Below are 26366 nucleotides of genomic sequence, written 5' to 3' on the forward strand. Positions count from 1 at the left end.
CGGGAGGCTCAGTCGGCCGGCTTCTCCCACACCGACACGTGCTGCCGGCTCTCGCTCGTGAACGGCTCCCGGGTCCAGCCGTCCCACCGGTGGACCAGCCGCATCCCGGCCAGCCGGGCCATGAGGTCGAGCTCGGACGGCCAGACGTAGCGGAAGGGCACGGACAGGTACTCGGTACGGCCGTCCCGCACCCGTACGTGGTGCGAGGTCATCGCCTGGCTCGCCACGTCGTACTCGTCGAAGCCGAGACGTCCCTCGCTCACGTGGAACGGCACGGCGTTCTGCCCCGGCGGCAGCCGCCGCAGGTCGGGCACCCCGACCTCGACGACGAAGCGCCCACCGGGCCTGAGGTGGCGTGCGACATTGCGGAAGCAGTCGACCTGGGCGTCCTGCGTGGTGAGGTTCGAGATCGTGTTGAACACCAGGTACGCGAGCGAGAACTCGCCCTCCGCCTCGGCCGTCGCGAAGTCCCCGATCGTCACGCCGATCGCGTCCCCGCCGGGCTTGGCCCGCAGCCGCTGCACCATCGCGCGGGACATGTCGATCCCGTGCACGTCGACTCCGCGGGCCGACAGGGGCAAGGCGATCCGGCCGGTGCCGACGCCCAGTTCCAGGGCCCGCCCGTCCCCGGCCAGCTCCGCCAGCAGGTCTACGGCCGGCTCCACGACCTCCGCGGTGAACATCTCGGCCGACGACTCGTCGTACCCCGCGGCCACGGACTCTCCGAAATAGCCGTCTGCATCGATCACCGGAGGACCGTACTGCCGGCGGCGCCTCAGCGCGTCTGCTTTTTCAGCGGAGGGCACGCACGAACACGGAGAACGCTCCGCGGGAAACGGTCACCACACCTCCGGCGGGGTTCTTGGAGTCCCGGATGCCTATGTGGGGACGGAGGACGGCGATTTCCAGGCACTGGCCCCCCGTGTCGCCGCTGTACGAGGACTTACGCCATATCGCGCCCGGCAGGCTCGGGTTGACTCCCATAACGCTCCTCCATCACGCGGGCGATCAGGGCCGCGGAATCCTCCACGGAGAGCGCTGCGGCCTGCAGTTGATCGTAACGGACCGACCCTTCCCGGATAGCGTCCGGATTGGCCGTCATGTGCCCCTGGATGAAGTCCTCGGTGTAGATGATGTCGGGGTCGTTGTTGAAGCGCAGATGGGCGAACGAGCCCATCATCCCGGTGTGCGCGCCTGCCTCGAACGGGAGCACCTGCACCTTCACCCATGGCCGCTTGCGCATGGCCAACAGATGGGCGAGTTGGTCCTGCATGACGCCTCGGCCGCCGACCTCCTGGTGCAGTACCGCCTCGCTGAGTACGACCCAAGTCGTCGGGGGACGCTCCTGGTTCAACACGCGCTGTCGGTCCAGACGTGCCGCAACCTTCGATTCGAGCTCCCTGTCGTCACGGAGACCCAGGACTGCGCGGGCATACCTCTCCGTCTGGAGGAGCCCGTCGACCAACTGCGCCTGAAAGGTGGAGATGTACGCCGCCCTCGCCTCCAGCTCCGCGAACGGCTGGAACCAGCTCGGCAGCTGGCTGCGCAGTACCAACCCCACAAGACGCGAAAACGTCCCGTCCGTCCCCAGCGCCGCGTCCACCCGTTCGGAGAACTCCCGCGTCGGCACCCGTAGCGTCGTCTCGATCTGGCCGATCAGGGACCCCGTGCAGAACACGATCGACCCCAGCGCCTGCTGGGTCAGGCCCGCCGCCTCCCTCGCCCGCCGCAGCTCGTAGCCGTAGTAGTCCAGGGGAGACCCGCTGGGATCAAGTTCGCGGATATGCACGGCCACCACCTCCACTCACTGAGCGTAGCCACCCGACCGCGCACAGGTGACAGCCTGTGGAAAACAAATTAATGCAAGCACGCTTGATTGTTTCTGGTGCCGCTGCCATGCTCGGGCCATGGCTGACCCGACGCCCGTGATCGACGATCTCTGCGCGGAGAGCGAGGAACTCGACCGCATCGTGGCCGAGTTGAGCCCGGAGCAGTGGGCGCTCGCGACCCCCGCGCCCGGCTGGACCGTCGCGCACCAGATCGCGCACCTCGCCTGGACCGACCACCACTCCGTGCTGGCCGTGACGGACCAGGACGCCTTCTCCCGCGAGGTCGAGAAGGCGCTCGCGCAGCCCGGCGACTTCGTCGACAACGGCGCGGCGGAGGGCGCCGCCAAGCCGCCCGCGCAGCTGCTCGCGGACTGGCGGGCCGGGCGCACGGCACTGGCCGACGCGCTGCGGGCCGCCCCCGAGGGCGCCCGTTTCCCCTGGTACGGCCCACCCATGGCCACCGCGTCCATGGCCACCGCCCGCCTCATGGAGACCTGGGCCCACGGAGGGGACGTGGCGGAGGTGCTGGGCGTGGAGCGCACCCCCACCGACCGGCTGCGGCACATCGTCCGCCTCGGCGTCCGCACCCGCGACTTCGCCTTCGGCGTGCGCGGACTGCCCGTGCCGTTCGAGGAGTTCCGTATCGAACTGACCGCCCCCTCGGGTGAGTTGTGGACGTACGGCCCGGAGGACGCCGACAACCGCGTCACCGGCCCCGCCCTCGACTTCTGCCTCCTGGTCACCCAGCGGGCCCACCGGTCCGACCTCGCCGTCGAGGCCGTGGGCGAGGACGCCGACCAGTGGCTGGACATCGCCCAGGCCTTCGCCGGACCGCCCGGCGAGGGCCGTGCGCCCAAGGGAGGCGCCGTATGACGACCCTGCGCATCGGCAACGCCTCCGGCTTCTACGGCGACCGCTTCGACGCCCTGCGCGAGATGCTCACCGGCGGCGAACTCGACGTCCTCACCGGCGACTACCTCGCCGAACTCACCATGCTGATCCTGGGCCGGGACCGCCTGAAGGACCCCGCCGCCGGCTACGCCCGCACCTTCCTGCGCCAGCTGGAGGAGTGCCTCGGGCTCGCGCACGAGCGCGGCGTCCGCATCGTCACCAACGCCGGCGGCCTCAACCCGTCCGGACTCGCCGCCGCCGTACGGCAGTTGGCCGACCGGCTCGGCATCCCCGTGCGCGTCGCACACGTCGAGGGCGACGACCTCACCGCCGACCACCCGGGCAGCCTCGCCGCCCACGCCTACCTCGGGGGCTTCGGGATCGCCGAGTGCCTGCGGGCCGGCGCGGACGTCGTCGTGACCGGCCGGGTCACCGACGCGGCCCTGGTCACCGGGCCCGCCGCCGCGCACTTCGGATGGCAGCCGGGGGAGTACGACCGGCTCGCGGGCGCCGTCGTCGCCGGACACGTCCTGGAGTGCGGGGCGCAGGCGACCGGCGGCAACTACGCGTTCTTCGGGGAGCGGGCGCACGACCTGCGCCGGCCGGGCTTCCCGCTCGCCGAGGTCCTCGAGGACGGCAGCTGCGTCGTCACCAAGCACCCCGGCACCGGCGGCTTCGTCGACGTCGGCACGGTCACCGCGCAGCTCCTGTACGAGACGGGCGGCGCCCGGTACGCCGGTCCCGACGTCACCGCCCGCCTCGACTCGATCCGCCTCACCCAGGACGGACCCGACCGCGTCCGCATCGAGGGCGTCCGCGGCGAGGCCCCACCGCCGACCCTCAAGGTCGGCCTCAACCGCCTCGGCGGCTTCCGCAACGAGGTCACCTTCGTCCTCACCGGCCTCGGCATCGAGGCCAAAGCGGCCCTGGTGCGCGAGCAGATGACCGACGCGCTCGCCAAGTCGCCGCCCGCCGAGGTGCGCTGGGACCTCGTCCGCACCGACCGGGCCGACGCCACGACCGAGGAGACCGCGAGCGCCGTGCTCCGGCTCGTGGTGCGCGACCCGGACCAGGCGGTCGTCGGCCGGCCGCTGAGCGGCGCCGCCATCGAGCTGGCCCTCGCCAGCTACCCGGGCTTCCATGTACTGGCGCCGCCCGGAAAGGGCGCGCCCTACGGCGTCTTCGAGGCCGTCCACGTCCCCCAGGGCGACGTGGAACATGCCGCGGTGCTCGACGACGGGCGCCGGATCGTCGTGCCCCCGGCCCGCGACAGCCTCGTACTCGACGACGTGCCGGAGCCGGAGGCTCCCGAGCCGCTGCCGGACGGGCCGGTGCGCCGTGCCCCGCTCGGTCTCGTCGCGGGCGCCCGCAGCGGCGACAAGGGCGGGAACGCCAACGTCGGGGTGTGGGTGCGGTCGGACGCGGCCTGGCGGTGGCTGGTGCACACCCTGACCGTCGACCGGTTCCGTGAACTGCTGCCGGAGACGGCCGAGCTGGGCGTCGTACGGCACGTCCTGGCGAACCTGCGCGCGCTGAACTTCGTCGTCGAGGGCATCCTCGGCGCCGGTGTCGCCGCCCAGCACCGCTTCGACCCGCAGGCCAAGGCCCTCGGCGAATGGCTGCGCTCCCGCCATCTGGACATCCCGGAGGATCTGCTGTGACGGTGATCAACTCCGGCCTGGACACGGCCGGTTCCGACTACCGCGCGAACCGCGAGGCCATGCTCGCCAAGCTCGCCGACCTCGACGCCGAGCACACGAAGGCGCTCGCGGGCGGCGGCGAGAAGTACGTCGAGCGGCACCGGGGGCGGGGCAAGCTGCTCGCCCGCGAGCGCATCGAGCTGCTCCTCGACCCGGACACGCCCTTCCTGGAGCTGTCCCCGCTCGCCGCCTGGGGCAGCGACTACGCCGTGGGCGCCTCGCTCGTCACCGGCATCGGGGTCGTCGAGGGCGTCGAGTGCCTGATCACGGCCAACGACCCGACCGTGCGCGGCGGCGCCAGCAACCCCTGGTCGCTGAAGAAGGCCCTGCGCGCCAACGACATCGCGCTCGCCAACCGGCTGCCCTGCATCAGCCTGGTCGAGTCCGGCGGCGCCGACCTGCCCTCCCAGAAGGAGATCTTCATCCCGGGCGGCGCCATCTTCCGCGACCTGACCCGGCTGTCCGCCGCCGGCATCCCCACCGTCGCCGTCGTCTTCGGGAACTCGACGGCCGGCGGCGCGTACATCCCCGGCATGTCCGACCACGTGATCATGGTCAAGGAGCGCGCCAAGGTCTTCCTCGGCGGCCCGCCCCTGGTGAAGATGGCCACCGGCGAGGAGAGCGACGACGAGTCGCTGGGCGGCGCCGAGATGCACGCGCGCGTATCGGGCCTCGCGGACTACTTCGCCGTCGACGAGCCGGACGCCCTGCGGCAGGCGCGCCGTGTCGTCGCCCGCCTCAACCACCGCAAGGCGTACGAGGACCCGGGCCCCGCCGCACGCCCCAAGTACGACGAGGACGAGCTCCTCGGCATCGTCCCCGGGGACCTCAAGGTCCCCTTCGACCCGCGCGAGGTGATCGCCCGGATCGTCGACGCCTCCGACTTCGACGAGTTCAAGCCGCTGTACGGGACCAGCCTGACGACGGGATGGGCTTCCCTGCACGGCTATCCCGTCGGCATCCTCGCCAACGCCCGGGGCGTGCTCTTCAGCGAGGAGTCGCAGAAGGCCGCCCAGTTCATCCAGCTCGCCAACCAGCGCGACATCCCGCTGCTCTTCCTGCACAACACCACCGGCTACATGGTCGGCAAGGAGTACGAGCAGGGCGGCATCATCAAGCACGGCGCGATGATGATCAACGCGGTCAGCAACAGCCGGGTCCCGCACCTGTCGGTGCTGATGGGCGCCTCCTACGGAGCCGGGCACTACGGCATGTGCGGGCGGGCCTACGATCCGCGCTTCCTGTTCGCCTGGCCCAGCGCCAAGTCCGCCGTCATGGGCCCGCAGCAGCTCGCCGGCGTCCTGTCGATCGTCGCCCGCCAGTCGGCGGCCGCCAAGGGACAGCCCTACGACGACGAGGCGGACGCCGGGCTGCGCGCCATGGTGGAGCAACAGATCGAGTCCGAGTCGCTGCCGAAGTTCCTGTCCGGGCGGCTGTACGACGACGGCGTCATCGACCCGCGCGACACCCGCACCGTCCTCGGCCTGTGCCTGTCCGCCGTCCACACGGCGCCCTTCGAGGGCGCACGCGGCGGCTTCGGCGTCTTCCGGATGTGAGGGATCACATGACGACAACAGGAGCCTCTGTGATCACTTCAGTGCTCGTCGCCAACCGCGGCGAGATCGCCTGCCGGATCTTCAGGACCTGCCGCGAACTGGGCATCCGAACGGTAGCCGTGCACTCCGACGCCGACGAGAACGCGCTCCACGCGCGCGTGTCCGACACGGCCGTACGGCTGCCGGGCGCCGCGCCCGCCGAGACGTACCTGCGCGGCGACCTGATCGTGAAGGCGGCCGTCGCCTCCGGCGCGGACGCCGTCCACCCCGGCTACGGCTTCCTCTCCGAGAACGCCGACTTCGCCCGCGCCGTCCTCGACGCCGGACTGGTCTGGATCGGGCCGCCGCCCGAGGCCATCGAGGCGATGGCGTCCAAGACCCGGGCCAAGCAGCTGATGGGCATCCCCTCACTGGACCGGGACCGGGTCACCGCGTCCGACCTGCCGGTGCTGGTGAAGGCCGCCGCGGGCGGCGGCGGGCGCGGCATGCGGATCGTGCGCGCCCTGGCGGACCTCGACGGCGCGCTGGAGGGCGCCCGGGCCGAGGCCGCCGGCGCCTTCGGCGACGGCGAGGTCTTCGTCGAGCCGTACGTGGAGGGCGGCCGGCACGTCGAGGTGCAGGTCCTCGCCGACACCCACGGCACGGTGTGGGCGCTCGGCACCCGCGACTGCTCCCTGCAGCGGCGCCACCAGAAGGTGATCGAGGAGGCGCCCGCACCCGGCCTCTCCGACGAGCTCCGGGACGAGCTGCACACGCTGGCCGTACGCGCCGCCCGGGCCGTCGACTACGTCGGCGCCGGCACCGTCGAGTTCCTCGTCTCCGCGGCCGAAACCGCCCACTTCCTGGAGATGAACACCCGCCTCCAGGTCGAACACCCCGTCACGGAAGCCGTGTTCGGCCTCGACCTGGTGGCCGAGCAGATCCGCGTCGCCGAAGGCCACGCCCTCGGGACCGACCCGCCACGCGCGCGTGGCCACGCGATCGAGGCCCGCCTGTACGCCGAGGACCCGGCGGCGGACTGGGCCCCGCAGACCGGCACCCTGCACCGCCTCGCCGTCCCCGGCGACGTCCGCCTGGACACCGGCTACGGCGACGGTGACGCCATCGGCGTCCACTACGACCCCATGCTCGCCAAGGTGATCGCCCACGCCCCCACGCGCGCGGAGGCCGTCCGCAGGCTCTCGGGAGCCCTGGAACGGGCCACGATCCACGGCCCGGTCACCAACCGCGACCTCCTCGTCCGCTCCCTGCGGCACAAGGAGTTCACCGGGGCCGGCATGGACACGGGCTTCTACGACCGCCACCTCGCCGAACTGACCGAACCGGCCCCCGACCCCCACGCCCCGCTCGCCGCCGCCCTCGCCGACGCGCGCACCCGCGCCTCCCGCTTCGGCGGCTACCGCAACCTGCCCTCCCAGCCGCAGGTCAGGCGGTACACGACCGCCGGCGAGGAGCACGAGGTCCGCTACCGGCACACCCGCGCGGGCCTGGAGGCGGACGGCGTACGCGTGGTGACGGCCACGCCCGGCCTCGTCGTCCTCGAAGTGGACGGCGTGCAGCGGAAGTTCGAGGTCACGCGCTACGGCGACCAGGTGTACGTCAACGCCACCGCGCTGACCGCCCTGCCCCGCTTCCCCGACCCCACCGCCCAGCACGCCCCCGGCACCCTGCTCGCCCCCATGCCCGGCACCGTCGTGAAGATCGCCGACGGCCTGGCCGCGGGAGCCGCCGTACAGGCCGGAGAGCCGCTGCTGTGGCTGGAGGCCATGAAGATGCAGCACAAGATCACCGCGCCGGTCACCGGCACGCTCACGGCGCTGCACGCCGTCCGCGGTGCCCAGGTCGACGTGGGTGCCCTACTCGCCGTAGTCGAGGTCTCTCAGGAGGACCAGTGAGCGCCACGTTGGAAACCGCGGAGCACAAGGCCCTCCGCGCGGCCGTCGCCGCCCTCGGCAAACGCCACGGCCGCGACTACGACCGCGAAGCCCTCTGGGCCGAGGCCGCCAAACTCGGCTACCTCGGCGTCAACCTGCCCGAGGCGTACGGCGGCGGAGGCGGCGGCATCGCCGAACTCTCCATCGTCCTGGAGGAACTGGGCGCCTCCGGCTGCCCCCTGCTGATGATGATCGTGTCCCCGGCGATCTGCGGCACCGTCATCGCCCGCTTCGGCACCGGCAGCCAGAAGCAGGCCTGGCTGCCGGGCCTCGCCGACGGCACCCGCACCATGGCCTTCGGCATCACAGAACCCGACGCCGGCTCCAACTCCCACCGCATCACCACCACCGCGCGCCGTGACCCCGACACCGGCGACTGGCTGCTCAGCGGCCGCAAGGTCTTCATCTCCGGCGTCGACATCGCGGACGCCACCCTCATCGTCGGCCGCACCGAGGACGCCCGCACCGGCAACCTCAAGCCGTGCCTGTTCATCGTCCCGCGCGACGCCGAGGGCTTCCACCGGCGCGCGATCGACATGGAACTGAGCGCCGTGGAGAAGCAGTTCGAGCTGACCCTCGACGACGTACGGCTGCCCGCCGACGCCCTCGTGGGCGACGAGGACGCGGGCCTGCTGCAGCTCTTCGCCGGCCTCAACCCCGAACGCATCATGACGGCCGCCTTCGCGATCGGCATGGGCCGCTACGCCCTCGCCCGCGCCGTCGAGTACGCGCGCGACCGCCAGGTCTGGAAGACCCCCATCGGCGCCCACCAGGCCATCGCGCACCCCCTCGCCCAGGCCCACATCGATCTCGAACTCGCCCGCCTGATGATGCAGAAGGCGGCCCACCTCTACGACGCCGGGGACGACATCGGCGCCGGTGAGGCCGCCAACATGGCCAAGTACGCGGCCGGAGAGGCGTGCGTGCGGGCGGTCGACCAGTCCGTGCACACCCTCGGCGGCAACGGCCTCACCCGCGAATTCGGGCTCGGCTCGTTGATAACAGCCTCCCGTGTGGCTCGTATTGCTCCGGTGAGCCGGGAGATGATTCTCAACTACGTCTCCCACCAGACCCTGGGTCTGCCCAAGTCGTACTAGGCCGTCGCCTTGGAGGAACCGTGTTCCGCAGCGAGTACGCCGACGTCCCGCCCCTCGAACTCCCCATCCACGAGGCGGTCCTGGGCCGGGCCGCCGAGTTCGGGGACCGGCCCGCCCTGATCGACGGGACCGACGGCACCACCCTCTCGTACGAACAACTCGACCGCTTCCACCGGCGCATCGCGGCCGCGCTCGCCGAGGCGGGCGTGCGCAAGGGCGACGTGCTGGCCCTGCACAGCCCCAACACCATCGCCTTCCCGACCGCCTTCTACGCCGCCACCCGCGCGGGCGCCTCCGTCACCACCGTGCACCCGCTGGCCACCGCCGAGGAGTTCGGCAAGCAGCTCAAGGACTGCGCGGCCCGGTGGATCGTCACCGTCTCGCCGCTGCTGGACACCGCCCGCCGGGCCGCCGAACTCGCCGGCGGCGTCCAGGAGATCTTCGTCTGCGACAGCGCGCACGGACACCGCTCGCTGATCGACATGCTGGCCTCCGCCGCGCCCGAACCCCAGGTCGACATCGACCCCGCCGAGGACGTCGCCGCCCTGCCGTACTCCTCCGGCACCACCGGCATCCCCAAGGGCGTGATGCTCACCCACCGCCAGATCGCCACCAACCTCGCCCAGCTCGAACCGCTCATCCCGGCCCGCCCCGGCGACCGCATCCTCGCCGTCCTGCCCTTCTTCCACATCTACGGCCTCACCGCCCTGATGAACGCGCCCCTCAGGCAGGGCGCCACGGTCGTCGTGCTGCCGCGCTTCGAGCTGGAGACCTTCCTCGCGGCCATCCAGAACCACCGCATCACCGGCCTGTTCGTCGCCCCACCCATCGTGCTGGCCCTCGCCAAGCACCCGCTGGTCGCCCAGTACGACCTTTCGTCGCTGACCCACATCGTCAGCGCCGCCGCACCCCTGGACGCCGCCCTCGCCGCCGCCTGCTCCCAGCGCCTCGGCCTGCCGCCCGTCGGCCAGGCCTACGGCATGACCGAACTGTCCCCCGGCACCCACGTCGTCCCGCTGGAGGCCATGCGGGACGCACCGCCCGGAACCGTCGGCAAGCTCATCGCCGGCACCGAGATGCGCATCGTCTCCCTCGACGACCCCGACAAGGACCTGCCCGCCGGCGAGTCCGGCGAGATCCTCATCCGCGGCCCCCAGGTCATGAAGGGCTACCTCGGCCGCCCCGACGCCACCGCCCAGATGATCGACCCCGACGGCTGGCTGCACACCGGGGACGTGGGCCACACCGACGAGGACGGCTGGCTGTTCGTCGTCGACCGGGTCAAGGAACTCATCAAGTACAAGGGCTTCCAGGTGGCCCCCGCCGAACTCGAAGCCCTCCTGCTGACCCACCCCGGCATCGCCGACGCCGCCGTCATCGGCGTCTACAACGAGGACCACAACGAAGTCCCGCACGCGTACGTGGTGCGCCAGCCGAACGCGGCCGGCCTCTCCGAGGGAGAGGTCATGATGTACGTCGCCGAACGCGTCGCCCCCTACAAGCGCGTCCGCCAGGTCACCTTCATCGACGGCGTCCCCCGGGCCGCCTCCGGGAAGATCCTGCGCCGCGAACTGCGGGCCCTGAGGGAGCAGACGTGACCCTGGTCGGACGCACCCGCGCACGCGGCATCGAGACGCTCAGCCTCGACTCCACCGTCAACCGCAACGCGCTGTCGGCGGCACTCGTGGAAGAACTGGCGGACGCGCTGACCGAGTGCGCCAAGGACACCGACGTACGCGCCGTCGTCCTCACCCACTCCGGCAACACCTTCAGCGCGGGCGCCGACCTGCGCGACCCGCCGCACCCGGACGCCCTCGTGGGCGTGCTCCGGCAGATCGTCGCCCTGCCCAAACCCGTCGTCGCCCGGGTCACCGGGCACGTACGGGCGGGCGGCCTCGGCCTGCTCGCGGCCTGCGACATCGCGGCGGCCTCCACTGCCTCGACCTTCGCCTTCACCGAGGTCCGCATCGGCGTGGCCCCCGCCGTCATCTCCCTGCCCCTGCTGCCCCGCACCGACCCCCGCGCACTGGCCCGCTACTACCTCACCGGCGAGCGCTTCGACGCGGCGGAGGCCGCCCGCATCGGCCTGGTGACGGTCGCGGGCGACGACGCCGACGAGGCCCTCGCCCCGATCCTCGACGGCCTGCGCCGGTCCGCCCCCGAGGGGCTGGCCGAGACGAAGTCGCTGCTCACGGCTAAGGTGCTCGAGACATTCGACCGTGACGCGGCCGATCTCACCGCGCTCTCGGCCCGGCTGTTCGCCTCCCCGCAGGCCCGCGAGGGAATGACCGCCTTCCTGGAACGACGGGACCCGTCATGGGTGCTGTGAGACGGCTCCGAGAGAGGGACGCCACGACATGGACGCTGTGAGATGGCCGGCGTGACCTCGGTCGACCGTGTGCCCAAGCAGGACCGCAGCCGGGCCACCCGGCAGCGGCTCCTGGAGGCAGCCGTGGCCTGCCTCGCCGAACACGGCTGGGCCGGCTCCACGGTCTCCGTCGTCGCCGAACGCGCCGGCGTCTCCCGCGGCGCCGCCCAGCACCACTTCCCGACCCGCGAGGACCTCTTCACGGCGGCGGTCGAATACGTCGCCGAGGAACGCTCCACCGCGATGCGCGCCCTCTTCCCCGACGGCCCCTGCGGCGATCGCCGGGCCGTCGTCGGCGCCCTCGTCGACCTCTACACGGGCCCCCTGTTCCGGGCCGCGCTCCACCTGTGGGTCGCCGCCTCCAACGAGGAACAGCTGCGCCCCCGCGTCACCGAGCTGGAGGCCCGTGTCGGCCGCGAGACCCACCGCATAGCCGTCGACCTCCTCGCCGCCGACGAGTCCCGCCCCGGCGTCCGCGAAACCGTCCAGGGCCTGCTGGACATGGCCCGCGGCCTCGGCCTGGCCAACCTGCTCACCGACGACGGCGGCCGACGGGAACGGGTGGTGGCGCAGTGGGCGACGCTGCTGGACGAGGCGCTCCAGGACCGGGGCGCGGCCGCGGACGGCCTCAGGGACTGAGCCGCTCCACCTGCCAGCCGCCGTCCGCCCGCGCGACGTAGCGCAACCGGTCGTGCAGCCGGTTCTCGCGGCCCTGCCAGAACTCAACCGACCGCGGAGCGACCCGGAAGCCGCCCCAGTGCGGCGGGACCGGGACCTTCTCGCCCTCGGGGTAGCGCGCGGCCAGCTCGGCGTACGCCGCGTCGAGTTCGTCGCGCCCGGAGATCACCGTCGACTGCGCGCTGGCCCAGGCGCCGAGCTGCGAGCCGTGCGGGCGGGTGCGGAAGTAGGCGGCCGTCTCGTCACGGCCGGTGCGCCGGGCGACACCCGAGACGATGACCTGGCGTGCCATCGGGTGCCAGGGGAAGAGCAGCGAGACGTACGGGTTCTGCGCGAGGTCGGCGGCCTTGCGGGAGCCGTAGTTGGTGTAGAAGACGAAGCCCTGGTCGTCGAAGCTCTTCAGCAGCACGGTGCGCGAGCTGGGGTGGCCCTCGGCATCGGCGGTGGAGACGACCATCGCGTTCGGCTCGAAGAGGTGGGCCTGCGTCGCGGCCTGTTCGAACCAGCGCGCGAACTGGGCCACCGGCGTCGCGGGCAGGTCGGTCTCGGCGAGACCCTCGGCCCGGTACTGCCTGCGCATCGCGGCGGGGTCGAGGGGGACGGCGTCTCGGTCGGTCACGCGGTCATCTTGCCGTATGCCCGCATGCCGTCCGCAGGAGCGTCCGTCATGATGGGAGAGTCGGACGTGGCACTCAGTGCCGCGAAGTCTCCCCAAAACTGGCACTCGGGGATATCGTGCTGGTCCGTTCTGGTTGAGCGGCCGGTCGTACGGGGCATCACCACCCTGGCCACCCAGGACCACGAGTCGCACGAAGCGGCCGGGGATCCGCCGGCGGGCCGCCCCTTCTGTCGTGCCTATCCGCCGTACACATCACGAGGAGCCGCCTGATGTCCGACTTCGTACCCGGACTCGAGGGAGTCGTCGCGTTCGAGACGGAGATCGCCGAACCGGACAAGGAGGGCGGCGCCCTTCGCTACCGGGGCGTCGACATCGAGGACCTGGTCGGTCACGTCTCGTTCGGCAATGTCTGGGGGCTGCTCGTCGACGGCGCCTTCAATCCCGGTCTGCCGCCCGCCGAACCCTTCCCCATCCCCGTGCACTCCGGCGACATCCGCGTGGACGTGCAGTCGGCGCTGGCCATGCTGGCGCCGGTGTGGGGACTGAAACCCCTGCTGGACATCGACGCCGAGCAGGCCCGTGAGGACCTGGCCAGGGCGGCCGTGATGGCGCTGTCCTACGTCGCCCAGTCCGCCCGTGGGCAGGGCCGGCCCATGGTCCCGCAGCAGGAGATCGACAAGGCCCACTCGATCACCGAGCGTTTCATGATCCGCTGGCGGGGCGAGCCCGACCCCAAGCACGTAGCGGCCGTCGACGCCTACTGGACCTCCGCCGCCGAGCACGGCATGAACGCCTCCACCTTCACGGCGCGTGTCATCGCGTCGACGGGTGCGGACGTCGCCGCCGCGCTCTCGGGCGCCGTGGGAGCGATGTCCGGGCCGCTGCACGGCGGCGCGCCCTCGCGCGTGCTCGGCATGATCGAGGAGATCGAGCGGACCGGGGACGCCGAGGCCTATGTCAAGCACGCGCTGGACAAGGGCGAGCGCCTGATGGGCTTCGGGCACCGCGTCTACCGCGCCGAGGACCCCCGCGCGCGCGTGCTGCGGCGTACCGCCCGTGAGCTGGGCGCTCCGCGCTTCGAGGTGGCCGAGGCGCTGGAGAAGGCGGCGCTGGAGGAGCTGCACGCCCGCCGCCCCGACCGGGTCCTCGCGACCAACGTCGAGTTCTGGGCGGCTATCGTCCTCGACTTCGCCGAGGTCCCGGCACACATGTTCACCTCGATGTTCACCTGCGCCCGCACGGCCGGCTGGTCGGCGCACATCCTGGAGCAGAAGCGGACGGGACGGCTGGTGCGGCCGTCGGCCCGGTACGTGGGCCCGGCGTCGCGGGCGCCGCAGGAGATCGCGGGATACGAGGGCATCGCGCACTGAGCGCCGCGCCCCCTGGAAACGCAGACGACCCGCGAGCTCGGTTCCTCCGCCTCGGCGGAAGAGCCGGCCGGACGTACCGGCGAGCTCGCGGGTCGGGTGACTGCTGGGATTGGGCCGGCTGCACGTTTCTTTCACGTGCTGGTCCGGCACCGCACTGGATGTGGTGACGAGCCGCTAGCCCGCAGCCACCTCACGCGTCCGGTATTCATACATCTGCCGAACCACCTCCCTTCTCGTGTACGCCACACCCTAGGAACCACTGCGCGCACGATCAACCACTTTTTTGCCGCAGACCCGTGACCTAGCGTTTCGCGCATGACGCAGCGACGGGCGATTCTCAGTGGGTCGGACTTCGAGGAGCGGATCGGGTACGCGCGGGCCGTGGTGGACGGGGACCGGGTGCATGTCTCCCGGACCACCGGGTTCGACCACGAGGCCGGGTGCGGGTTCGCCGATGTCGGAGTCGAGATCGAGGTGCACGCGCGGCGGCAGGGGGAGCCGTCGTGAGCGGGCTGCGCATGGAGCCGGTGGCCGGGGACGCCATGCTCGAGCAGTGGCGGTACGTGCACAACGTGATCGTGCCGCCGGCGGCGATGTCGGTGGACGAGGCGCGGGAGCGGGCCGGGCGGTACCGGCTGGAGAACGCCTATGCCGGTGACGAGCTCGTCGGCTGCTCCACCGTGCGCCCGCCCGCCGGCGCCGACGCGGTGGCGACCGTCATCGCGCGCGTGCTGCCCGCGTACCGGCGCCGGGGGTTCGGCACGGCGCTCTACCGCAACGGACTCGCTTACGCGCGCTCCCTGGGGGCAGGCGTGGTCGAGACATGCGTGCTGGCGGTCAACGAGGACGGCCTGCGCTTTGCCGAAAAGCAGGGGTTCGTCGAGGTCGACCGGTATGTGCTCGACGGCGGGAACGATCTGTGGATTGATCTTCGGCTGGTGGACGCCGGATCATAGGAGTGGCCGGTGTTGCAACGATTCCTTCAATCTTGGGGAACTCGGTGTGTGCTGTGTCACGTTCAGGTTGGATGATTGCAAGTGAGCGAACCGACGCGCTGTAGGTGCGGACGCAGCTTGGCAGGGGGTCCAGGTGAGTGCTTCCCGGCGTAGTGGGACCACCGACGAGCTGGGGCCGGACGAGCCCGAGCCGGTGGGTCCGGCGGGCCCTGACGGCTCCGATCTGCTGGCCGCGCTGCTCGACGGGATGGACGCGGCGCTGTGTGCCTTCGACGCCGGCGGTGTGGTGACCCACTGGAACCGCGAGGCCGAGCGGATTCTCGGCTGGACGGCCGCCGAGGCGGTCGGGCGGCACGGGTTCGCCGGATGGGCGGTGCGCGAGGCGGACGCCCAGGAGGTCGAGGGGCGGCTGATGTCCGCCATGGAGGCCCCCGGACGGCAGGTGCACGAGTTCGCGCTGCTGACGAAGGACGGCGGGCGGGTGCTGGTGCGCACGCAGTCCGCCGCGGTACGCGGGCCCGACGGCAAGCCCGCGGGCGTGTACTGCGCCTTCAGCGAGGTGCACGCGCAGATCGACCTGGAGCGGTCGATCGCGCTGAGCGAGGCGCTGTTCGAGGACGCGAGCTGGGGTGTGGTGCTGGTCGACGCCGATCTGCGGCCCGCCGTGGTGAACGCGCACGCCGCGCGGGCGCTCGGCATAGGGCGTACGTCCGCGCTGGGCCGTCCGCTGGGCGAGCTGCTGGCCCAGGGCGTGGAGGAGCTGGAGAGCGCGCTCACGCATGTGCTCGCGGAGGGTGCGCCGCCCGCGCCGGCCGAGATCTGGGTGAGCGTGCGGACGGCGGACGGCGAGCAGCGCCGGTGCTGGCGCTGCGGCTTCGTCCGGCTGGCCTCGCCGCTGGCGGAGGAGCCGGTGCCGCTGGGTGTCGCCTGGCTCTTCGTGGACGTGACGGCGGGCAAGCAGGGCGAGCAGGAGGCGGCGCAGCTGCGGTTCCGCGCCAATCAGCTGCACCGGGCGGCGCGGGCCGCCGCGGAGAGCGAGGACCCGGGGGAGGCGGCGACGATCCATCTGGACTTCGCGCTCGCCGGGTTCGCCGATCACGCGCTGATCGACCGGGTCGCGGGCGGTGCCGTGGCCGACGGCGAGGGCGGTCCCGTACGGCTGGTGCGGGTCGCGGCGACGCCGTCCGGGGCGCCGGGGCCGAGCCAGATCACCGGGCAGGCGGGGCTGCCGGTGCGGTATGCGCAGGGGCATCCGGCGCTGCAGTGCGTGGAGCGGACGGGGTCGGTGCGGGCGACGGTGGGGGCGGTGCCGGCCGAGCAGGCGCGGGAGTGGGCGGTGGCGCGGCAGTGGCCCGCGGACACGGTGCACGCCTTGTGCGCGGTGCTGCGCAGCCGCGGGCGGACGCTCGGTGTCGTGACGTTTCTGCGCGGCGGTGGGCGCAGTTCCTTCGAGCGGTCCGACGCGGCGTACGCGGAGGACGTGGCCGTGCGGATCGCGGCGGCGCTCGATCTGGCGGGCGTCACGAGCGGGCGGGACGGCCGGGCCGGGTGACAGGGCCGCGGACCCCGGCCGGGTGGCAGGACCGTGGGACCCGGCCGGCTGACCAGGTCCGGTGCGCCTACTGCTGGTAGAAGATCCGGTCGCCGTACTCCTTCATCACCTGGGCGTTCCACTCGTGGCCGCCGTCGACGTTGCCCGAGCGCAGGAGCGGGGGCTCGATGCCGCGGTCGGCGAGGGCGCCGGCCGCCGTGGCCATGACCGACTGGAGGATCGCGCTGGTGACGACGGTGGACGCCGGGGCGAAGGGGGCCGGCACGGAGTCCAGGGCGAGGGTCGCGTCGCCGACGGCGATCTTCGAGTCCAGGACGACGTCGCAGTGGTCGCGCAGATAGGTGCCGGAGACGTGCCGGGAGCTCGTCCGCGTCGCGTACGCGACCGAGGTCACGCCGATGACCTTCACGCCGAGCTCGCGCGCCTTCATCGCCATCTCCACGGGGAGGGCGTTGCGGCCCGACAGGGAGATGATCACCAGGGCGTCGCCCGCGCGCAGCGGGGAGCATTCGAGGACGACGCTCGCGAGGCCGTCCACGCGCTCCAGGGCGGAGCCCAGGGTGGCGGGCAGGACGTCGACGCCGACGACGCCCGGCACGGTGAGCAGGTTCATCAGGGCGAGGCCGCCCGCGCGGTAGACGACGTCCTGCGCGGCGAGCGAGGAGTGCCCGGCGCCGAAGGCGAAGAGCCGTCCGCCCTCGGTGACGGTGTCGGCGAGCAGGGTGCCGGCCGCCGTGATGGACTCCGTCTCCTCGTCCCGGACCCGGCGCAGGAGATCGATCGCGGCGTCGAAGAACTGGTCGGCCAGTTTGCCGTCGCTCATGCGGGCCCTTCCGGTACGGCGTCGGGTGTCTGTGTCGCGGATCACCGTGCGGTCTGGACCAGTGCCGTGTCAATACGGTGGTGGGGGCCCCGTGGCACAGGTGGCCGGGGCCTCCCTTTTCCCGGCGCGGCACGCTTGTCAGTGGTATGCGTCAGAATTGGATCCAGGGCCAGCGCACGCGCCGGTAAGCCGTCGTTGCTTCCGGCAGATCTCACCGAGGGGCATGTATGTCCGGACTGATCGACACCACGGAGATGTATCTCCGCACCATCCTCGAGCTGGAGGAGGAAGGTGTGGTGCCCATGCGGGCCCGGATCGCCGAGCGGCTGGACCAGAGCGGGCCGACCGTCAGCCAGACGGTGGCGCGGATGGAGCGTGACGGCCTGGTGTCCGTCGCCACCGACCGTCACCTGGAGCTCACGGACGAGGGCCGCCGCCTCGCCACGCGCGTGATGCGCAAGCACCGCCTCGCCGAGTGTCTGCTGGTCGACGTGATCGGGCTGGAGTGGGAGCAGGTGCACGCCGAGGCGTGCCGCTGGGAGCACGTGATGAGCGAGGCCGTGGAGCGGCGCGTGCTGGAGCTGCTGCGCCACCCGACCGAGTCGCCGTACGGCAACCCGATCCCGGGCCTGGAGGAGCTGGGCGAGAAGGACGGCGCGAACCCCTTCCTGGACGAGGGCATGGTCTCGCTGGCGGACCTCGACCCGGGCTCCGACGGCAAGACGGTCGTCGTGCGCCGGATCGGCGAGCCGATCCAGACGGACGCGCAGCTGATGTACACGCTGCGGCGGGCGGGTGTGCAGCCCGGTTCGGTGGTGAGCGTGACGGAGTCGGCCGGCGGTGTGCTGGTGGGCAGCGGCGGCGAGGCGGCCGAGCTGGAGTCGGACGTCGCCTCGCACGTGTTCGTCGCCAAGCGCTGACCCTGGCCGGACCCCGGGAAACTGTCAACCTCCGTTGTTCCAGGGGTATTTGAGGTGTCGTACGGGCTTCCTCGCAATCTCCTCGACGCGAGGAGCCGGTGGCTGAAATTGCGAGCGCTCGGACGTATCGCGTGCAAGGCTGTCGCGTGAGGCATATGACCGGAGGGGCGGGAGGATGTGCCGCAGACGTGTGGAGGGCCCCGGCGCCTTACGGCGCCGGGGCCTGTCCTCCCCAGTGCTGACCCTGAGCCCCGAGCTCCCAGGGTCATCCCCACGGACCGTTTTCCCCGAGCGGTCCGCTCCCCGCAGAAGATCTCCCCTCGGCGGCGGCGATCATGCCTGCGGCGAGGTCACTCGTACGAGGGGTGTTGCTCGCAGATACAGCATTTTCGAATAACCATTCGATAGCCTGCGAGGACGGTCACGCGGGACGTGCGCTGGGGAGTGGCGCGCAGTGACCGCTCTCCGCAGGCAACGGCAGGACACGGTTCACGGAGCCAGGGGGGTACCAGAACCATGGCGCGACGCATCGACGTGACCGGGGCCGGCGGGGTACGCCTCGCGGCCTGGGAGTTCGGCGACCCGCCCAAGACCGATCAGGCGGACGGCACGACGGGCGAGAACACCCCGGGCGTGCTGTTGTTACACGGCCTGATGGGCCGCGCCTCGCACTGGGCGTCCACCGCCCGCTGGCTCTCCGAGCGGCACCGTGCGGTCGCGCTCGACCAGCGCGGTCACGGCCAGAGCGACAAGCCCCCGCGGGCCGCCTTCACGCGCGAGGCCTACGTCCAGGACGCCGAGGCCGCCCTGGAGCAGCTCGGCCTCGCCCCGGCCGTCCTCATCGGCCATGCCATGGGCGCGCTGACCGCCTGGCAGCTCGCCGCGGCCCGTCCCGACCTGGTGCACGGCGTGATCATCTGCGACATGCGGGCGTCGGCGCTGGGCGCGGCCTCGCAGCGGGAGTGGTCGGCGTGGTTCGAGGCGTGGCCGGTGCCGTTCGCCACACTGGCCGACGTACGCAAGTGGTTCGGTGAGGACGACCCGTGGGTGGAGCGGCCGAACGCAGCGCGGGGGGAGTTCTACGCCGAGGTGATGCACGAGTCCGCCGACGGCTGGCGGCCGGTGTTCGTGCCCGACCAGATGCTGAAGTCGCGGGAGACGTGGGTGTACGACGCGCACTGGGAGGAGCTGGCACAGGTGCGGTGCGCGGCGCTGGTCGTGCGGGGGCTGGACGGCGAGCTGGGGCGGGCGGAGGCTCAGGAGATGGTGCGGGTGCTGCCGCGCGGGGAGTACGCGGAGGTCGCCGATGCGGGGCACCTGGTGCACTACGACCAGCCGGAGGGGTGGCGGGCCGCGATTGAGCCGTTTCTCGATGCGGTGCGGGGGGCTTAGCGGGCGCCTGGCGGGGTGGGGGGTTCGGCTGGGTCGGCGGGTGCCGGTGCGTTGTGGTTTCTCGCGCCGTTCCCCGCGCCCCCAAGGCCGCAACCTGCAGGTGCCGTCAGCCCTTGCTCACCGCCGTGAGGATCTCCGGCAGGCGGGCCGCCGTGCGGGGGGCGGCCAGGCGCAGGCCGGACCAGGTGAGGGCGACGCCGTAGGCCGCGCCCAGCGGGAGGAGGAGCCAGCCCCACCGGTCGCCGTCCCTCGCGACGTTGACCCAGATCGCCGCCACGATGACCGGTGAGCACAGCAGGGCCGCGGAGATCATGCCGCCGAAGATGGAGATCCAGGCGAGGCCGGTCTGGCCGGGGGCCACGTTCTTGTAGCCCTCCTGCGGGATGGAGTACGGGAAGCGGGCGGAGGTCCAGGCGCCGGTGGCGAGCATCGCGCCGAGCAGCGCGAAGGACAGGCCGAGCACCTCGGGCAGCCGGGGCCAGTCGCCGAGCATCGCGGTGGTCAGGACGGTGACGAGGGTGGCGTACGGCAGGGTGATCACCAGCAGAGCCAGCGCCCGCCCGCGCAGCTCGACGTAGGCGTCGTACGGCGAGGAGATCGTCGTGGCGACCATCCAGAACGCGGAGGTGTCCTGCCCGAACTGGTTGTACATCTGGATGCCGAGCATTCCGGCGGCGAAGCAGGCGAAGTAGATCGAGCCGGTGCCCTGGAGGGCGTTGAACACCGGCACGATGACGCCGATCGCCAGCGAGGTCACCCAGGCGGCCTTGGTCTTGGGGTCGCGCCACACGTAGCGCAGGCTGCGCTCCATGACCGTGCCGGTGCGGCCGGCCGGCAGCAGCCGGGCGAGGCCGCCCGCGGAGCGCTCACGGGTGCCGGGCCGGTCGGTGGCGGCCTGGAGCGTCGAGCCGTCGGGCGAGGTCATCAACTTGGTCAGGTGGCGCGACCAGACGGCGATCAGGGCGAACAACGCGGCCGCGCTCAGGGCCAGTTGTGCGAAGGCGGCACCGTACGAGCCCTCGCTCACCGACCGGACCGCGCCGATCGCCGACGCGGGCGGCACCCACTTCAGCACGTCGGCCACCGGGTCGAGCTGCGAGAGGCCGGACGAACCCAGGTGCTGGGCACCGAAGTTGACCAGCTGCGCCCCGATCGCGATGACCAGTCCGCTCAGCACCGCCAGGTCACGGCCCTTGCGGCTGGTCAGCAGGCGGATGTTGGCGGCGGCGACGGCACGCGCCAGCGCCACGCAGACCAGCAGCGCGAGGACGACGGCCACGACGCCGACGGCGTAGGCCGCGCCGCCGTGCGCGACCGCGACCACCGAACCGGTCAGCAGGAGCAGCGTGAACAGCGGTCCGATGCCCACGAGTGAGGCCGCGAGCAGCGCCCGCACCAGCGGCCTTGGCCGCAGCGGCAGCATCACCAGGCGGGTCGGGTCGAGGGTCTCGTCGCCGCTCGGGAAGAACAGCGGCATCACGGCCCAGCCCAGCGCCAGGACGGCCACGAGGAGGGCGACCACGGACAGGGCGTGCGGGTTGCCGTGCAGCGCGATCAGCCCGAGCAGCTGCAGCGCCCCGAAGAGCACCACGGCCACGGCCGACACGATGTAGGCGGCCCGCCGCCCGCCGGACTGCTTGAGGCCGTTGCGCAGCAGCGACAGCTTCAGCCGTACGACGACGGGGGTGATGTTCGCTTCGGTCGTCATCGGGCCCCGCCGCCCAGCCAGTCGAGGTCGGAGCCGGTGTCGCGGCCGCCCGCCCCGACGAGTTCGAGGAACGCCTGCTGGAGCGAGGCCGCCTCGCCGCGCACCTCGGCGAGGGGGCCGTGGGCGCGGATGCGGCCGGCGGCCATGACGGCCACCCAGTCGCACAGCGACTCCACGAGCTCCATGACGTGGGAGGAGAAGACGACGGTGGCGCCCGAGGCGGTGTACCGCTCGAGCACCCCGCGGATGATCTGGGCGGACACCGGGTCGACGCCCTCGAACGGCTCGTCCAGGAAGAGCACTTCGGGATTGTGGAGGAGCGCGGCCGCGAGGCCGATCTTCTTGCGCATGCCCGTCGAGTAGTCGACGACGAGCTTGTGCTGGGCGCCGGCCAGGTCGAGCACGTCGAGCAGCTGGGTGGCCCGCTTGTCGACCTCGGCGCCGGGCAGCCCGCGCAACCGCCCGCTGTAGGCGAGCAGTTCACGCCCGGAGAGCCGCTCGAAGAGCCGCAGGCCCTCCGGCAGCACCCCGATCCGCGCCTTGACCGCGGCGGGGTCCTGCCAGACGTCGTGCCCGACGACCTCGACACTTCCCTGATCGGGCCGCAGCAGGCCCGTCACCATGGAGAGAGTGGTGGTCTTCCCGGCGCCGTTGGGCCCGACCAGACCGATGAACTTGCCCGCCGGCAGCTCGAGATCGATCCCGGCGACGGCGACCTGCTGCCCGAACCGCTTCCAGAGCCCTCGCACGCGCACAGCGGCGGCAGCGACCTCATTTCCCTCTGTCATGCGGGAAACCCTAGGGGTTCGGCCCCGGACGGGAGGTCAGCGGTCGCGTCCGCAGGCGTAGGCGAGGGGGGAGATCAGTTCCTCGGCGTCGGGCAGCCAGCGGTTGGCGGGGGTCGGACGGCAGGCCCACTGCACGGCGCCGCGCGAGCCGAAGCGGGTGGGCGGCCCGGCCACGTACGCCCCCTCGCCGAGCGCGACCAGGTCCAGCGAGGCCGGCGACCAGCCCAGCTTGCGCACCAGTTCGGGCACCTTCACGGCCGCGCCGGGCAGCACGAAGAAGTGCATGCGCCGGTTGGGGCTGACCGTCACGGGGCCGAGCGTCAGCTCCATGCGCTCCATGCGCGCCAGGGCCAGGAAGCCCGCGCTCTCCGCCACCTCGATCGCGTCGAACGTACGGCCCGTCGGCAGCAGGATCGACGCCGTCGGCTGCTTCTGCCACATCCGGCGGGCGACGGTCGCGCTGCCCGTGGCCAGCGTCGCCCAGTCCTCGCGCGCCGGGTGCGCCCCGGGTGCGGCGCACGCGGGGACGGAGCAGGAGCAGTGCTGCACCCCGTCGACGGCCTCCAGCCAGGTGCCGGGGAAGACGTCCCAGTGGCGCTCCTCGGCGTAGCGTACGGCGGTCTCCAGCAGCGAATCCCCGCGCTGCTTCGGAATCTGAGCGGCTTCGGTTCCCGCGATCGTCTCTTCCACGATGAACTCAACTCCCGCACCCACCTCGGGTTACGGCCGTATCGCGCGCGGGGGAGGAGCATCGATTCCACGGCTGGGGCGCATGGGTGCATGTGCGGGGGCGCGCGGGAGGAACCCCCGCGGGATCTGGGTAGCCACATGCGGGGTTGGCATCAGGCTTTACCCCGGCAATCCGCGCAAGCCTCGCATTTTACGTACGGCACCGGGGCATTGATCTTCACGGCCGGATCTTTTCGCTTCAGGGGTTGTTCCCAGGGGGTACGCCATGGCCGCAAGGCCTCTCGTCGCGCGACAGCCGAACGAACGGTTGCAGGCGCTCATCCAGGAGGCGGGGTGCTCGAACGCCGGGCTCGCCCGCCGGGTCAACATGTGCGGCGCCGAGCACGGTCTCGACCTGCGCTACGACAAGACGTCCGTGGCCCGCTGGCTGCGCGGCCAGCAGCCGCGCGGACGCGCCCCGGCGATCATCGCGGAGGCGCTGGGCCGCAAGCTGGGCCGCACGGTCACGATCGACGAGATCGGCATGGCCAACGGCAAGAACCTCGCCTCGGGCGTCGGCCTTCAGTTCTCGCCGACGGTGCTGGGCGCCATCGAGCAGGTCTGCGAGCTGTGGCGCAGCGACGTGGGGCGCCGGGACTTCCTGTCCGGCTCGTCCGTCGCCGCGTCCGCGCTCGTCGAGCCCAGCCGCGACTGGCTGATCTCCGCGCCCGACTCACAGGTCTCGCGCTCGGCGGGGCCGCGGGTGGGGCAGTCCGACGTGGCGGCGGTGCGCGCGATGACGCAGGCCCTCACCGACCTGGACCACCAGTACGGCAGCGGGCATGTGCGCCCGGTCGTCGTGCACTACCTCAACAGCGTCGTCTCGGGGCTGCTGGCGGGGTCGTACCGGGAGGCGGTCGGGCGCGACCTGTTCGCCGCGGTGGCCCGGCTGACCGAGCTCGCGGGGTACATGGCCGTCGACACCGGCCAGCCCGGGCTCGCCCAGCGCTACTACATCCAGGCCCTGCGCCTGGCCCAGGCCGCGGGCGACCGCGGATACGGCGGATACGTGCTGGCCGCCTCCATGAGCCACCTCGCCGCGCAGCTCGGAAACCCGCGGGAGATCGCGCAGTTGGCGCGGGCGGCGCAGGAGGGGGCGCGGGGGCGCGTGACCCCGCGCGCGGAGGCGATGTTCCATGCGGCGGAGGCGCGCGGGCACGCGCTGATGGGCGACGCGCGTGCGACCGCGGCGGCATCGGGCCGGGCGGTCACGGCACTTGAGGCCGCCGACTCCGCGTCGGGCGACGACCCGGCGTGGATCACGCACTTCGACGAGGCGTATCTCGCCGACGAGTTGGCGCACTGCCACCGCGACCTCGGACAGGCCGACGCGGCCGCCCGGCAGGCGCAGGAGGCGCTGGACCGGCTCCCCGAGACGAAGGCACGCAGGCGGGCCATCGGCTACGTCCTGCTGGCCACGGCGCTGGTGCAGCAGCGCGAGATCGAGCAGGCCTGCACCACCGGGCTGAAGGCCGTGGGCCTTCTGGAGACGCTCCGCTCCAACCGGGGCGCGGAGTACCTCGAGGACTTCCAGCAGCGGCTGGAGCCGTACCAGGACGAGCCGGTGGTAAGGGAGTTCGGGGCGCGCATGGACCTGCAGGCGGCGGCCTGAGCGCCGCGCGAGCCGCGAAACATGGACAAAAGCAGCGCTCTGTAGACCGGTTTTGTTACTGCTGTCACAGGGAAGGAGGTTGGGCCCAGAGCTGCGTGGCACCCGGCTCGGGGGACCCGGTAGCGTGAGCCGACGATTCCGAAGGTCCCCCATTCGTAGGAGTCCCGGTGACGCAGAGTGGACAGGGCGAGGAGCCCTCGCAGCGCGAAGCGCGCGAAGGCATCGTGCTGCCCTCGGACGGGAGCGAACCGCTGCTGCCGGGCATGCTGGGCGCACAGGCCGCGGCAGGCCCGTACCAGGCCCGGCACGGCGGCGCGCACGACGCCACCGGCTCGTACGGCGGTCCGCAGGCCGGAGCCCCGACCGGCGGTCAGGCCTGGGGCACGCCTTGGGGTCCCGGTGAGCAGCAGAGCCCGGCCCCGTCGCCGGGCGAGGGCTGGGCGGCGCCGGGGACCCAGACCTGGAGCACGCCCGAGCAGCACCAGCCGCAGGCGGACCAGTGGGGCACGCCCGACGCGTCGGTGCCGCCGCCGGAGAGCTCGTCCTACGGCGGCCACGGCGCGGCCCTCTCGCCGCCCCGGCAGGGCCGCCACTCCGCACCTCTGCCGCCCGCAGACCAGGGTGCCTACGGTCAGGCGAGCGCGCCGCTGCCGCCCGCCGACCACGGCGCCTACGGCGCTCCCGCCGCCGGAGCGTACGGCGGCCCCCTGCCGCCCGCCGCCGACGAGGGCGCCACGCAGTTCATCCCGCCGGTGACCGCTTCGGCCGACGAAGGGGCGACGCAGTACATACCCCCCGTCGGGCCAGGAGCGCTGCCGCCCGAGGTGGGCGGCGCACCCGCCGGCTCCGAGGCGACGCAGTTCCTGGGGCACGCGCAGCAGCCCGGTGCCGGGCCGATGCCGCCCGCGTCCGGACCCGACGCCGAGGCCACGCAGTACATCGCCCCGGTGACCGACCAGCCCGGCGCGGCGCCGTACGGCATGGCGCAGGGTGAGGACCGGCAGCCGCCCGCGGAGTTCGACAACCTCTTCCGCAGCGGTCCGGGCGGCGAGAGCCCGGCCGCGGCCACCCAGCAGATGCCGCGCTTCGAGCAGCCCCAGCAGCCCGCCTACGGCCGCCCCCAGCAGCCGGGGTACGTCCCGCCCGCCCCGCCCGTGGACGAGGGCCGGGGCCGGCGCGGCGGCGACCGGGGCGGATCGAAGCGGATACCGGTCATCGCGGCCATCGGCGTCGGCATCGTTGTCCTCGGCGTGGGCGCCGGGGCGCTGCTCGGCGGCGGGGGCGGCGACGGCAAGGACAAGAACCAGACGGTCTCCGCCACGGCCCCGGCGACGGAGGGCTCCGCCTCGGCCGCCGCGGACCCGGCGAAGCAGCAGGCCGTCGCCCTGGACAAGCTGCTGTCGGACAGCGGCGACAGCCGGGCCTCGGTGATCCGCGCGGTGGCCGACGTCAAGGGGTGCACGAACCTGGGCCAGGCGGCCTCGGACCTGCGCTCCGCGGCCAAGCAGCGCAACCAGCTGGTCACCCGGCTGTCCGGCCTGACCGTCGACAAGCTGCCGAACCACGCGGCGCTGACCACCGCGCTCACCAAGGCGTGGCAGGCGTCCGCCGCCGCCGACAACCACTACGCGGCCTGGGCCGACCAGGTGGGCGGCAAGAAGGGCTGCAAGAAGGGCCAGGCCCGCTCGACCCCCCAGACCCAGGCCGGCAACCGCGCGAGCGGCACCGCGAGCCAGCAGAAGGTGCAGGCGGCCGGGTTGTGGAACGCCATCGCCAAGACGTACGGACTCACCCAGCGCCAGCCGACCCAGCTCTGAGCGGCGGGCGGGACGCGCGCCGAGGGC

The 26366-nt window shown here is 72.5% G+C and carries 23 protein-coding genes and 1 pseudogene; 16 read left to right on the forward strand and 8 right to left on the reverse strand.

Translation table 11 applies throughout. The features are described 5' to 3' along the window. Window positions 1–8 precede the first annotated feature (8 nt). From ACFU97_RS06330 to ACFU97_RS06340, 3 genes are read right to left on the reverse strand one after another with little or no spacing between them, the layout of a single operon-like run. Window positions 9–749, reverse strand: coding sequence for a class I SAM-dependent DNA methyltransferase (locus ACFU97_RS06330; protein WP_384251643.1), 741 nt, complete (start codon window positions 747–749; stop codon window positions 9–11). Between the two features lie 43 nt (window positions 750–792). Continuing rightward, a complete protein-coding gene (locus tag ACFU97_RS06335) occupies window positions 793–984 on the reverse strand; it encodes a DUF397 domain-containing protein (RefSeq protein ID WP_384251646.1) in 192 nt (63 codons plus the stop codon). After that, window positions 944–1804 (reverse strand): Scr1 family TA system antitoxin-like transcriptional regulator, encoded by an 861-nt coding sequence (locus ACFU97_RS06340; RefSeq protein ID WP_384251649.1) that lies wholly within the window; start codon window positions 1802–1804, stop codon window positions 944–946. The genes ACFU97_RS06335 and ACFU97_RS06340 overlap by 41 nt, the downstream gene beginning before the upstream one ends. Window positions 1805–1907: 103 nt before the next feature. Here ACFU97_RS06340 and ACFU97_RS06345 point away from each other — a divergent pair, with 103 nt between their 5' ends. Genes ACFU97_RS06345 through ACFU97_RS06380 form a run of 8 tightly spaced genes read left to right on the forward strand, consistent with a single transcriptional unit; the run spans window position 1908 to window position 12014 of the window. Further along, window positions 1908–2702, forward strand: coding sequence for a TIGR03084 family metal-binding protein (locus ACFU97_RS06345; RefSeq protein WP_384251651.1), 795 nt, complete (start codon window positions 1908–1910; stop codon window positions 2700–2702). Beyond that, window positions 2699–4381 carry an acyclic terpene utilization AtuA family protein gene (locus ACFU97_RS06350; protein ID WP_384251654.1) on the forward strand — a complete coding sequence of 561 codons (1683 nt, stop codon included), beginning with the start codon at window positions 2699–2701 and terminating at the stop codon, window positions 4379–4381. Before ACFU97_RS06345 ends, ACFU97_RS06350 begins: the two co-directional genes overlap by 4 nt. Then, on the forward strand, window positions 4336–5976 hold the full coding sequence (locus ACFU97_RS06355) for an acyl-CoA carboxylase subunit beta (protein WP_384251656.1): 1641 nt from the start codon (window positions 4336–4338) through the stop codon (window positions 5974–5976). The genes ACFU97_RS06350 and ACFU97_RS06355 overlap by 46 nt, the downstream gene beginning before the upstream one ends. A 29-nt stretch (window positions 5977–6005) precedes the next feature. Continuing rightward, window positions 6006–7871, forward strand: coding sequence for a biotin carboxylase N-terminal domain-containing protein (locus ACFU97_RS06360; RefSeq protein ID WP_384251658.1), 1866 nt, complete (start codon window positions 6006–6008; stop codon window positions 7869–7871). Then, the gene (locus ACFU97_RS06365; protein WP_384251661.1) at window positions 7868–9007 is read left to right on the forward strand and encodes an acyl-CoA dehydrogenase family protein; all 1140 of its coding nucleotides are present in this window, start codon (window positions 7868–7870) and stop codon (window positions 9005–9007) included. The genes ACFU97_RS06360 and ACFU97_RS06365 overlap by 4 nt, the downstream gene beginning before the upstream one ends. Window positions 9008–9027: 20 nt before the next feature. Then, window positions 9028–10605 carry a 4-coumarate--CoA ligase family protein gene (locus tag ACFU97_RS06370; RefSeq protein WP_384251664.1) on the forward strand — a complete coding sequence of 526 codons (1578 nt, stop codon included), beginning with the start codon at window positions 9028–9030 and terminating at the stop codon, window positions 10603–10605. Then, a complete protein-coding gene (locus ACFU97_RS06375) occupies window positions 10602–11336 on the forward strand; it encodes an enoyl-CoA hydratase family protein (RefSeq protein WP_384251667.1) in 735 nt (244 codons plus the stop codon). Before ACFU97_RS06370 ends, ACFU97_RS06375 begins: the two co-directional genes overlap by 4 nt. 42 nt (window positions 11337–11378) lie before the next feature. Then, window positions 11379–12014, forward strand: a complete 636-nt coding sequence (locus ACFU97_RS06380; RefSeq protein ID WP_384251670.1) for a TetR/AcrR family transcriptional regulator — start codon at window positions 11379–11381, stop codon at window positions 12012–12014. On the opposite strand, the gene pdxH is transcribed toward ACFU97_RS06380, so the two are convergent. Continuing rightward, the gene (gene pdxH / locus ACFU97_RS06385) at window positions 12004–12672 is read right to left on the reverse strand and encodes a pyridoxamine 5'-phosphate oxidase (protein ID WP_384251672.1); all 669 of its coding nucleotides are present in this window, start codon (window positions 12670–12672) and stop codon (window positions 12004–12006) included. The genes ACFU97_RS06380 and pdxH overlap by 11 nt on opposite strands. Before the next feature lie 269 nt (window positions 12673–12941). Here pdxH and ACFU97_RS06390 point away from each other — a divergent pair, with 269 nt between their 5' ends. The 4 genes and pseudogenes from ACFU97_RS06390 (at window position 12942) to ACFU97_RS06405 (ending at window position 16550) form a co-directional block, all read left to right on the forward strand. Further along, the gene (locus ACFU97_RS06390) at window positions 12942–14042 is read left to right on the forward strand and encodes a citrate synthase 2 (RefSeq protein WP_384251674.1); all 1101 of its coding nucleotides are present in this window, start codon (window positions 12942–12944) and stop codon (window positions 14040–14042) included. Window positions 14043–14357: 315 nt separating this feature from the next. After that, window positions 14358–14501 (forward strand): annotated as a pseudogene (locus ACFU97_RS06395) (RidA family protein); the annotation flags it as partial. Window positions 14502–14560: 59 nt separating this feature from the next. Beyond that, window positions 14561–14998: a GNAT family N-acetyltransferase gene (locus ACFU97_RS06400; protein WP_384251997.1), complete on the forward strand. Its 438-nt coding sequence runs from the start codon at window positions 14561–14563 to the stop codon at window positions 14996–14998. A gap of 133 nt (window positions 14999–15131) precedes the next feature. Beyond that, window positions 15132–16550 (forward strand): PAS domain-containing protein, encoded by a 1419-nt coding sequence (locus tag ACFU97_RS06405; RefSeq protein ID WP_384251677.1) that lies wholly within the window; start codon window positions 15132–15134, stop codon window positions 16548–16550. Window positions 16551–16617: 67 nt separating this feature from the next. On the opposite strand, the gene ACFU97_RS06410 is transcribed toward ACFU97_RS06405, so the two are convergent. Next, window positions 16618–17373 carry an SIS domain-containing protein gene (locus ACFU97_RS06410; RefSeq protein WP_384251680.1) on the reverse strand — a complete coding sequence of 252 codons (756 nt, stop codon included), beginning with the start codon at window positions 17371–17373 and terminating at the stop codon, window positions 16618–16620. A gap of 227 nt (window positions 17374–17600) precedes the next feature. Here ACFU97_RS06410 and ACFU97_RS06415 point away from each other — a divergent pair, with 227 nt between their 5' ends. Both ACFU97_RS06415 and ACFU97_RS06420 read left to right on the forward strand, forming a co-directional pair. Next, a complete protein-coding gene (locus ACFU97_RS06415; RefSeq protein WP_384251682.1) occupies window positions 17601–18293 on the forward strand; it encodes a metal-dependent transcriptional regulator in 693 nt (230 codons plus the stop codon). Window positions 18294–18809: 516 nt separating this feature from the next. After that, a complete protein-coding gene (locus ACFU97_RS06420) occupies window positions 18810–19685 on the forward strand; it encodes an alpha/beta fold hydrolase (RefSeq protein WP_384251684.1) in 876 nt (291 codons plus the stop codon). Between the two features lie 106 nt (window positions 19686–19791). On the opposite strand, the gene ACFU97_RS06425 is transcribed toward ACFU97_RS06420, so the two are convergent. Genes ACFU97_RS06425 through ACFU97_RS06435 form a run of 3 tightly spaced genes read right to left on the reverse strand, consistent with a single transcriptional unit; the run spans window position 19792 to window position 22871 of the window. Next, complete coding sequence (locus tag ACFU97_RS06425; RefSeq protein WP_384251687.1) at window positions 19792–21393, reverse strand: transporter; 1602 nt, start codon at window positions 21391–21393, stop codon at window positions 19792–19794. Further along, window positions 21390–22181 carry an ABC transporter ATP-binding protein gene (locus ACFU97_RS06430; RefSeq protein ID WP_384251689.1) on the reverse strand — a complete coding sequence of 264 codons (792 nt, stop codon included), beginning with the start codon at window positions 22179–22181 and terminating at the stop codon, window positions 21390–21392. Before ACFU97_RS06430 ends, ACFU97_RS06425 begins: the two co-directional genes overlap by 4 nt. A gap of 36 nt (window positions 22182–22217) precedes the next feature. After that, complete coding sequence (locus ACFU97_RS06435; RefSeq protein WP_384251692.1) at window positions 22218–22871, reverse strand: bifunctional DNA primase/polymerase; 654 nt, start codon at window positions 22869–22871, stop codon at window positions 22218–22220. Window positions 22872–23136: 265 nt separating this feature from the next. On the opposite strand from ACFU97_RS06435, the gene ACFU97_RS06440 reads away from it, so the two are divergent. Then, window positions 23137–24522: a transcriptional regulator gene (locus ACFU97_RS06440; RefSeq protein ID WP_384251695.1), complete on the forward strand. Its 1386-nt coding sequence runs from the start codon at window positions 23137–23139 to the stop codon at window positions 24520–24522. A 167-nt stretch (window positions 24523–24689) separates the two neighbouring features. Continuing rightward, window positions 24690–26339, forward strand: a complete 1650-nt coding sequence (locus tag ACFU97_RS06445; RefSeq protein ID WP_384251698.1) for a hypothetical protein — start codon at window positions 24690–24692, stop codon at window positions 26337–26339. Window positions 26340–26366: the final 27 nt, after the last annotated feature.

It is taken from the genome of Streptomyces sp. NPDC057616, assembly GCF_042800575.1.
Classification (GTDB): domain Bacteria; phylum Actinomycetota; class Actinomycetes; order Streptomycetales; family Streptomycetaceae; genus Streptomyces.

What these genes read in the sequence shown, in the direction of transcription:
- ACFU97_RS06410 (WP_384251680.1), bottom strand. Translation starts at nt 17,373, where the DNA reads ATGAGCGACGGCAAACTGGCCGACCAGTTCTTCGACGCCGCGATCGAT.
- ACFU97_RS06425 (WP_384251687.1), bottom strand. Translation starts at nt 21,393, where the DNA reads ATGACGACCGAAGCGAACATCACCCCCGTCGTCGTACGGCTGAAGCTG.
- ACFU97_RS06345 (WP_384251651.1), top strand. Translation starts at nt 1,908, where the DNA reads ATGGCTGACCCGACGCCCGTGATCGACGATCTCTGCGCGGAGAGCGAG.
- ACFU97_RS06440 (WP_384251695.1), top strand. Translation starts at nt 23,137, where the DNA reads ATGGCCGCAAGGCCTCTCGTCGCGCGACAGCCGAACGAACGGTTGCAG.
- ACFU97_RS06400 (WP_384251997.1), top strand. Translation starts at nt 14,561, where the DNA reads ATGGAGCCGGTGGCCGGGGACGCCATGCTCGAGCAGTGGCGGTACGTG.
- ACFU97_RS06420 (WP_384251684.1), top strand. Translation starts at nt 18,810, where the DNA reads ATGGCGCGACGCATCGACGTGACCGGGGCCGGCGGGGTACGCCTCGCG.
- ACFU97_RS06415 (WP_384251682.1), top strand. Translation starts at nt 17,601, where the DNA reads ATGTCCGGACTGATCGACACCACGGAGATGTATCTCCGCACCATCCTC.
- ACFU97_RS06380 (WP_384251670.1), top strand. Translation starts at nt 11,379, where the DNA reads ATGGCCGGCGTGACCTCGGTCGACCGTGTGCCCAAGCAGGACCGCAGC.
- ACFU97_RS06335 (WP_384251646.1), bottom strand. Translation starts at nt 984, where the DNA reads ATGGGAGTCAACCCGAGCCTGCCGGGCGCGATATGGCGTAAGTCCTCG.
- ACFU97_RS06390 (WP_384251674.1), top strand. Translation starts at nt 12,942, where the DNA reads ATGTCCGACTTCGTACCCGGACTCGAGGGAGTCGTCGCGTTCGAGACG.
- ACFU97_RS06350 (WP_384251654.1), top strand. Translation starts at nt 2,699, where the DNA reads ATGACGACCCTGCGCATCGGCAACGCCTCCGGCTTCTACGGCGACCGC.
- ACFU97_RS06355 (WP_384251656.1), top strand. Translation starts at nt 4,336, where the DNA reads ATGGCTGCGCTCCCGCCATCTGGACATCCCGGAGGATCTGCTGTGACG.
- ACFU97_RS06430 (WP_384251689.1), bottom strand. Translation starts at nt 22,181, where the DNA reads ATGACAGAGGGAAATGAGGTCGCTGCCGCCGCTGTGCGCGTGCGAGGG.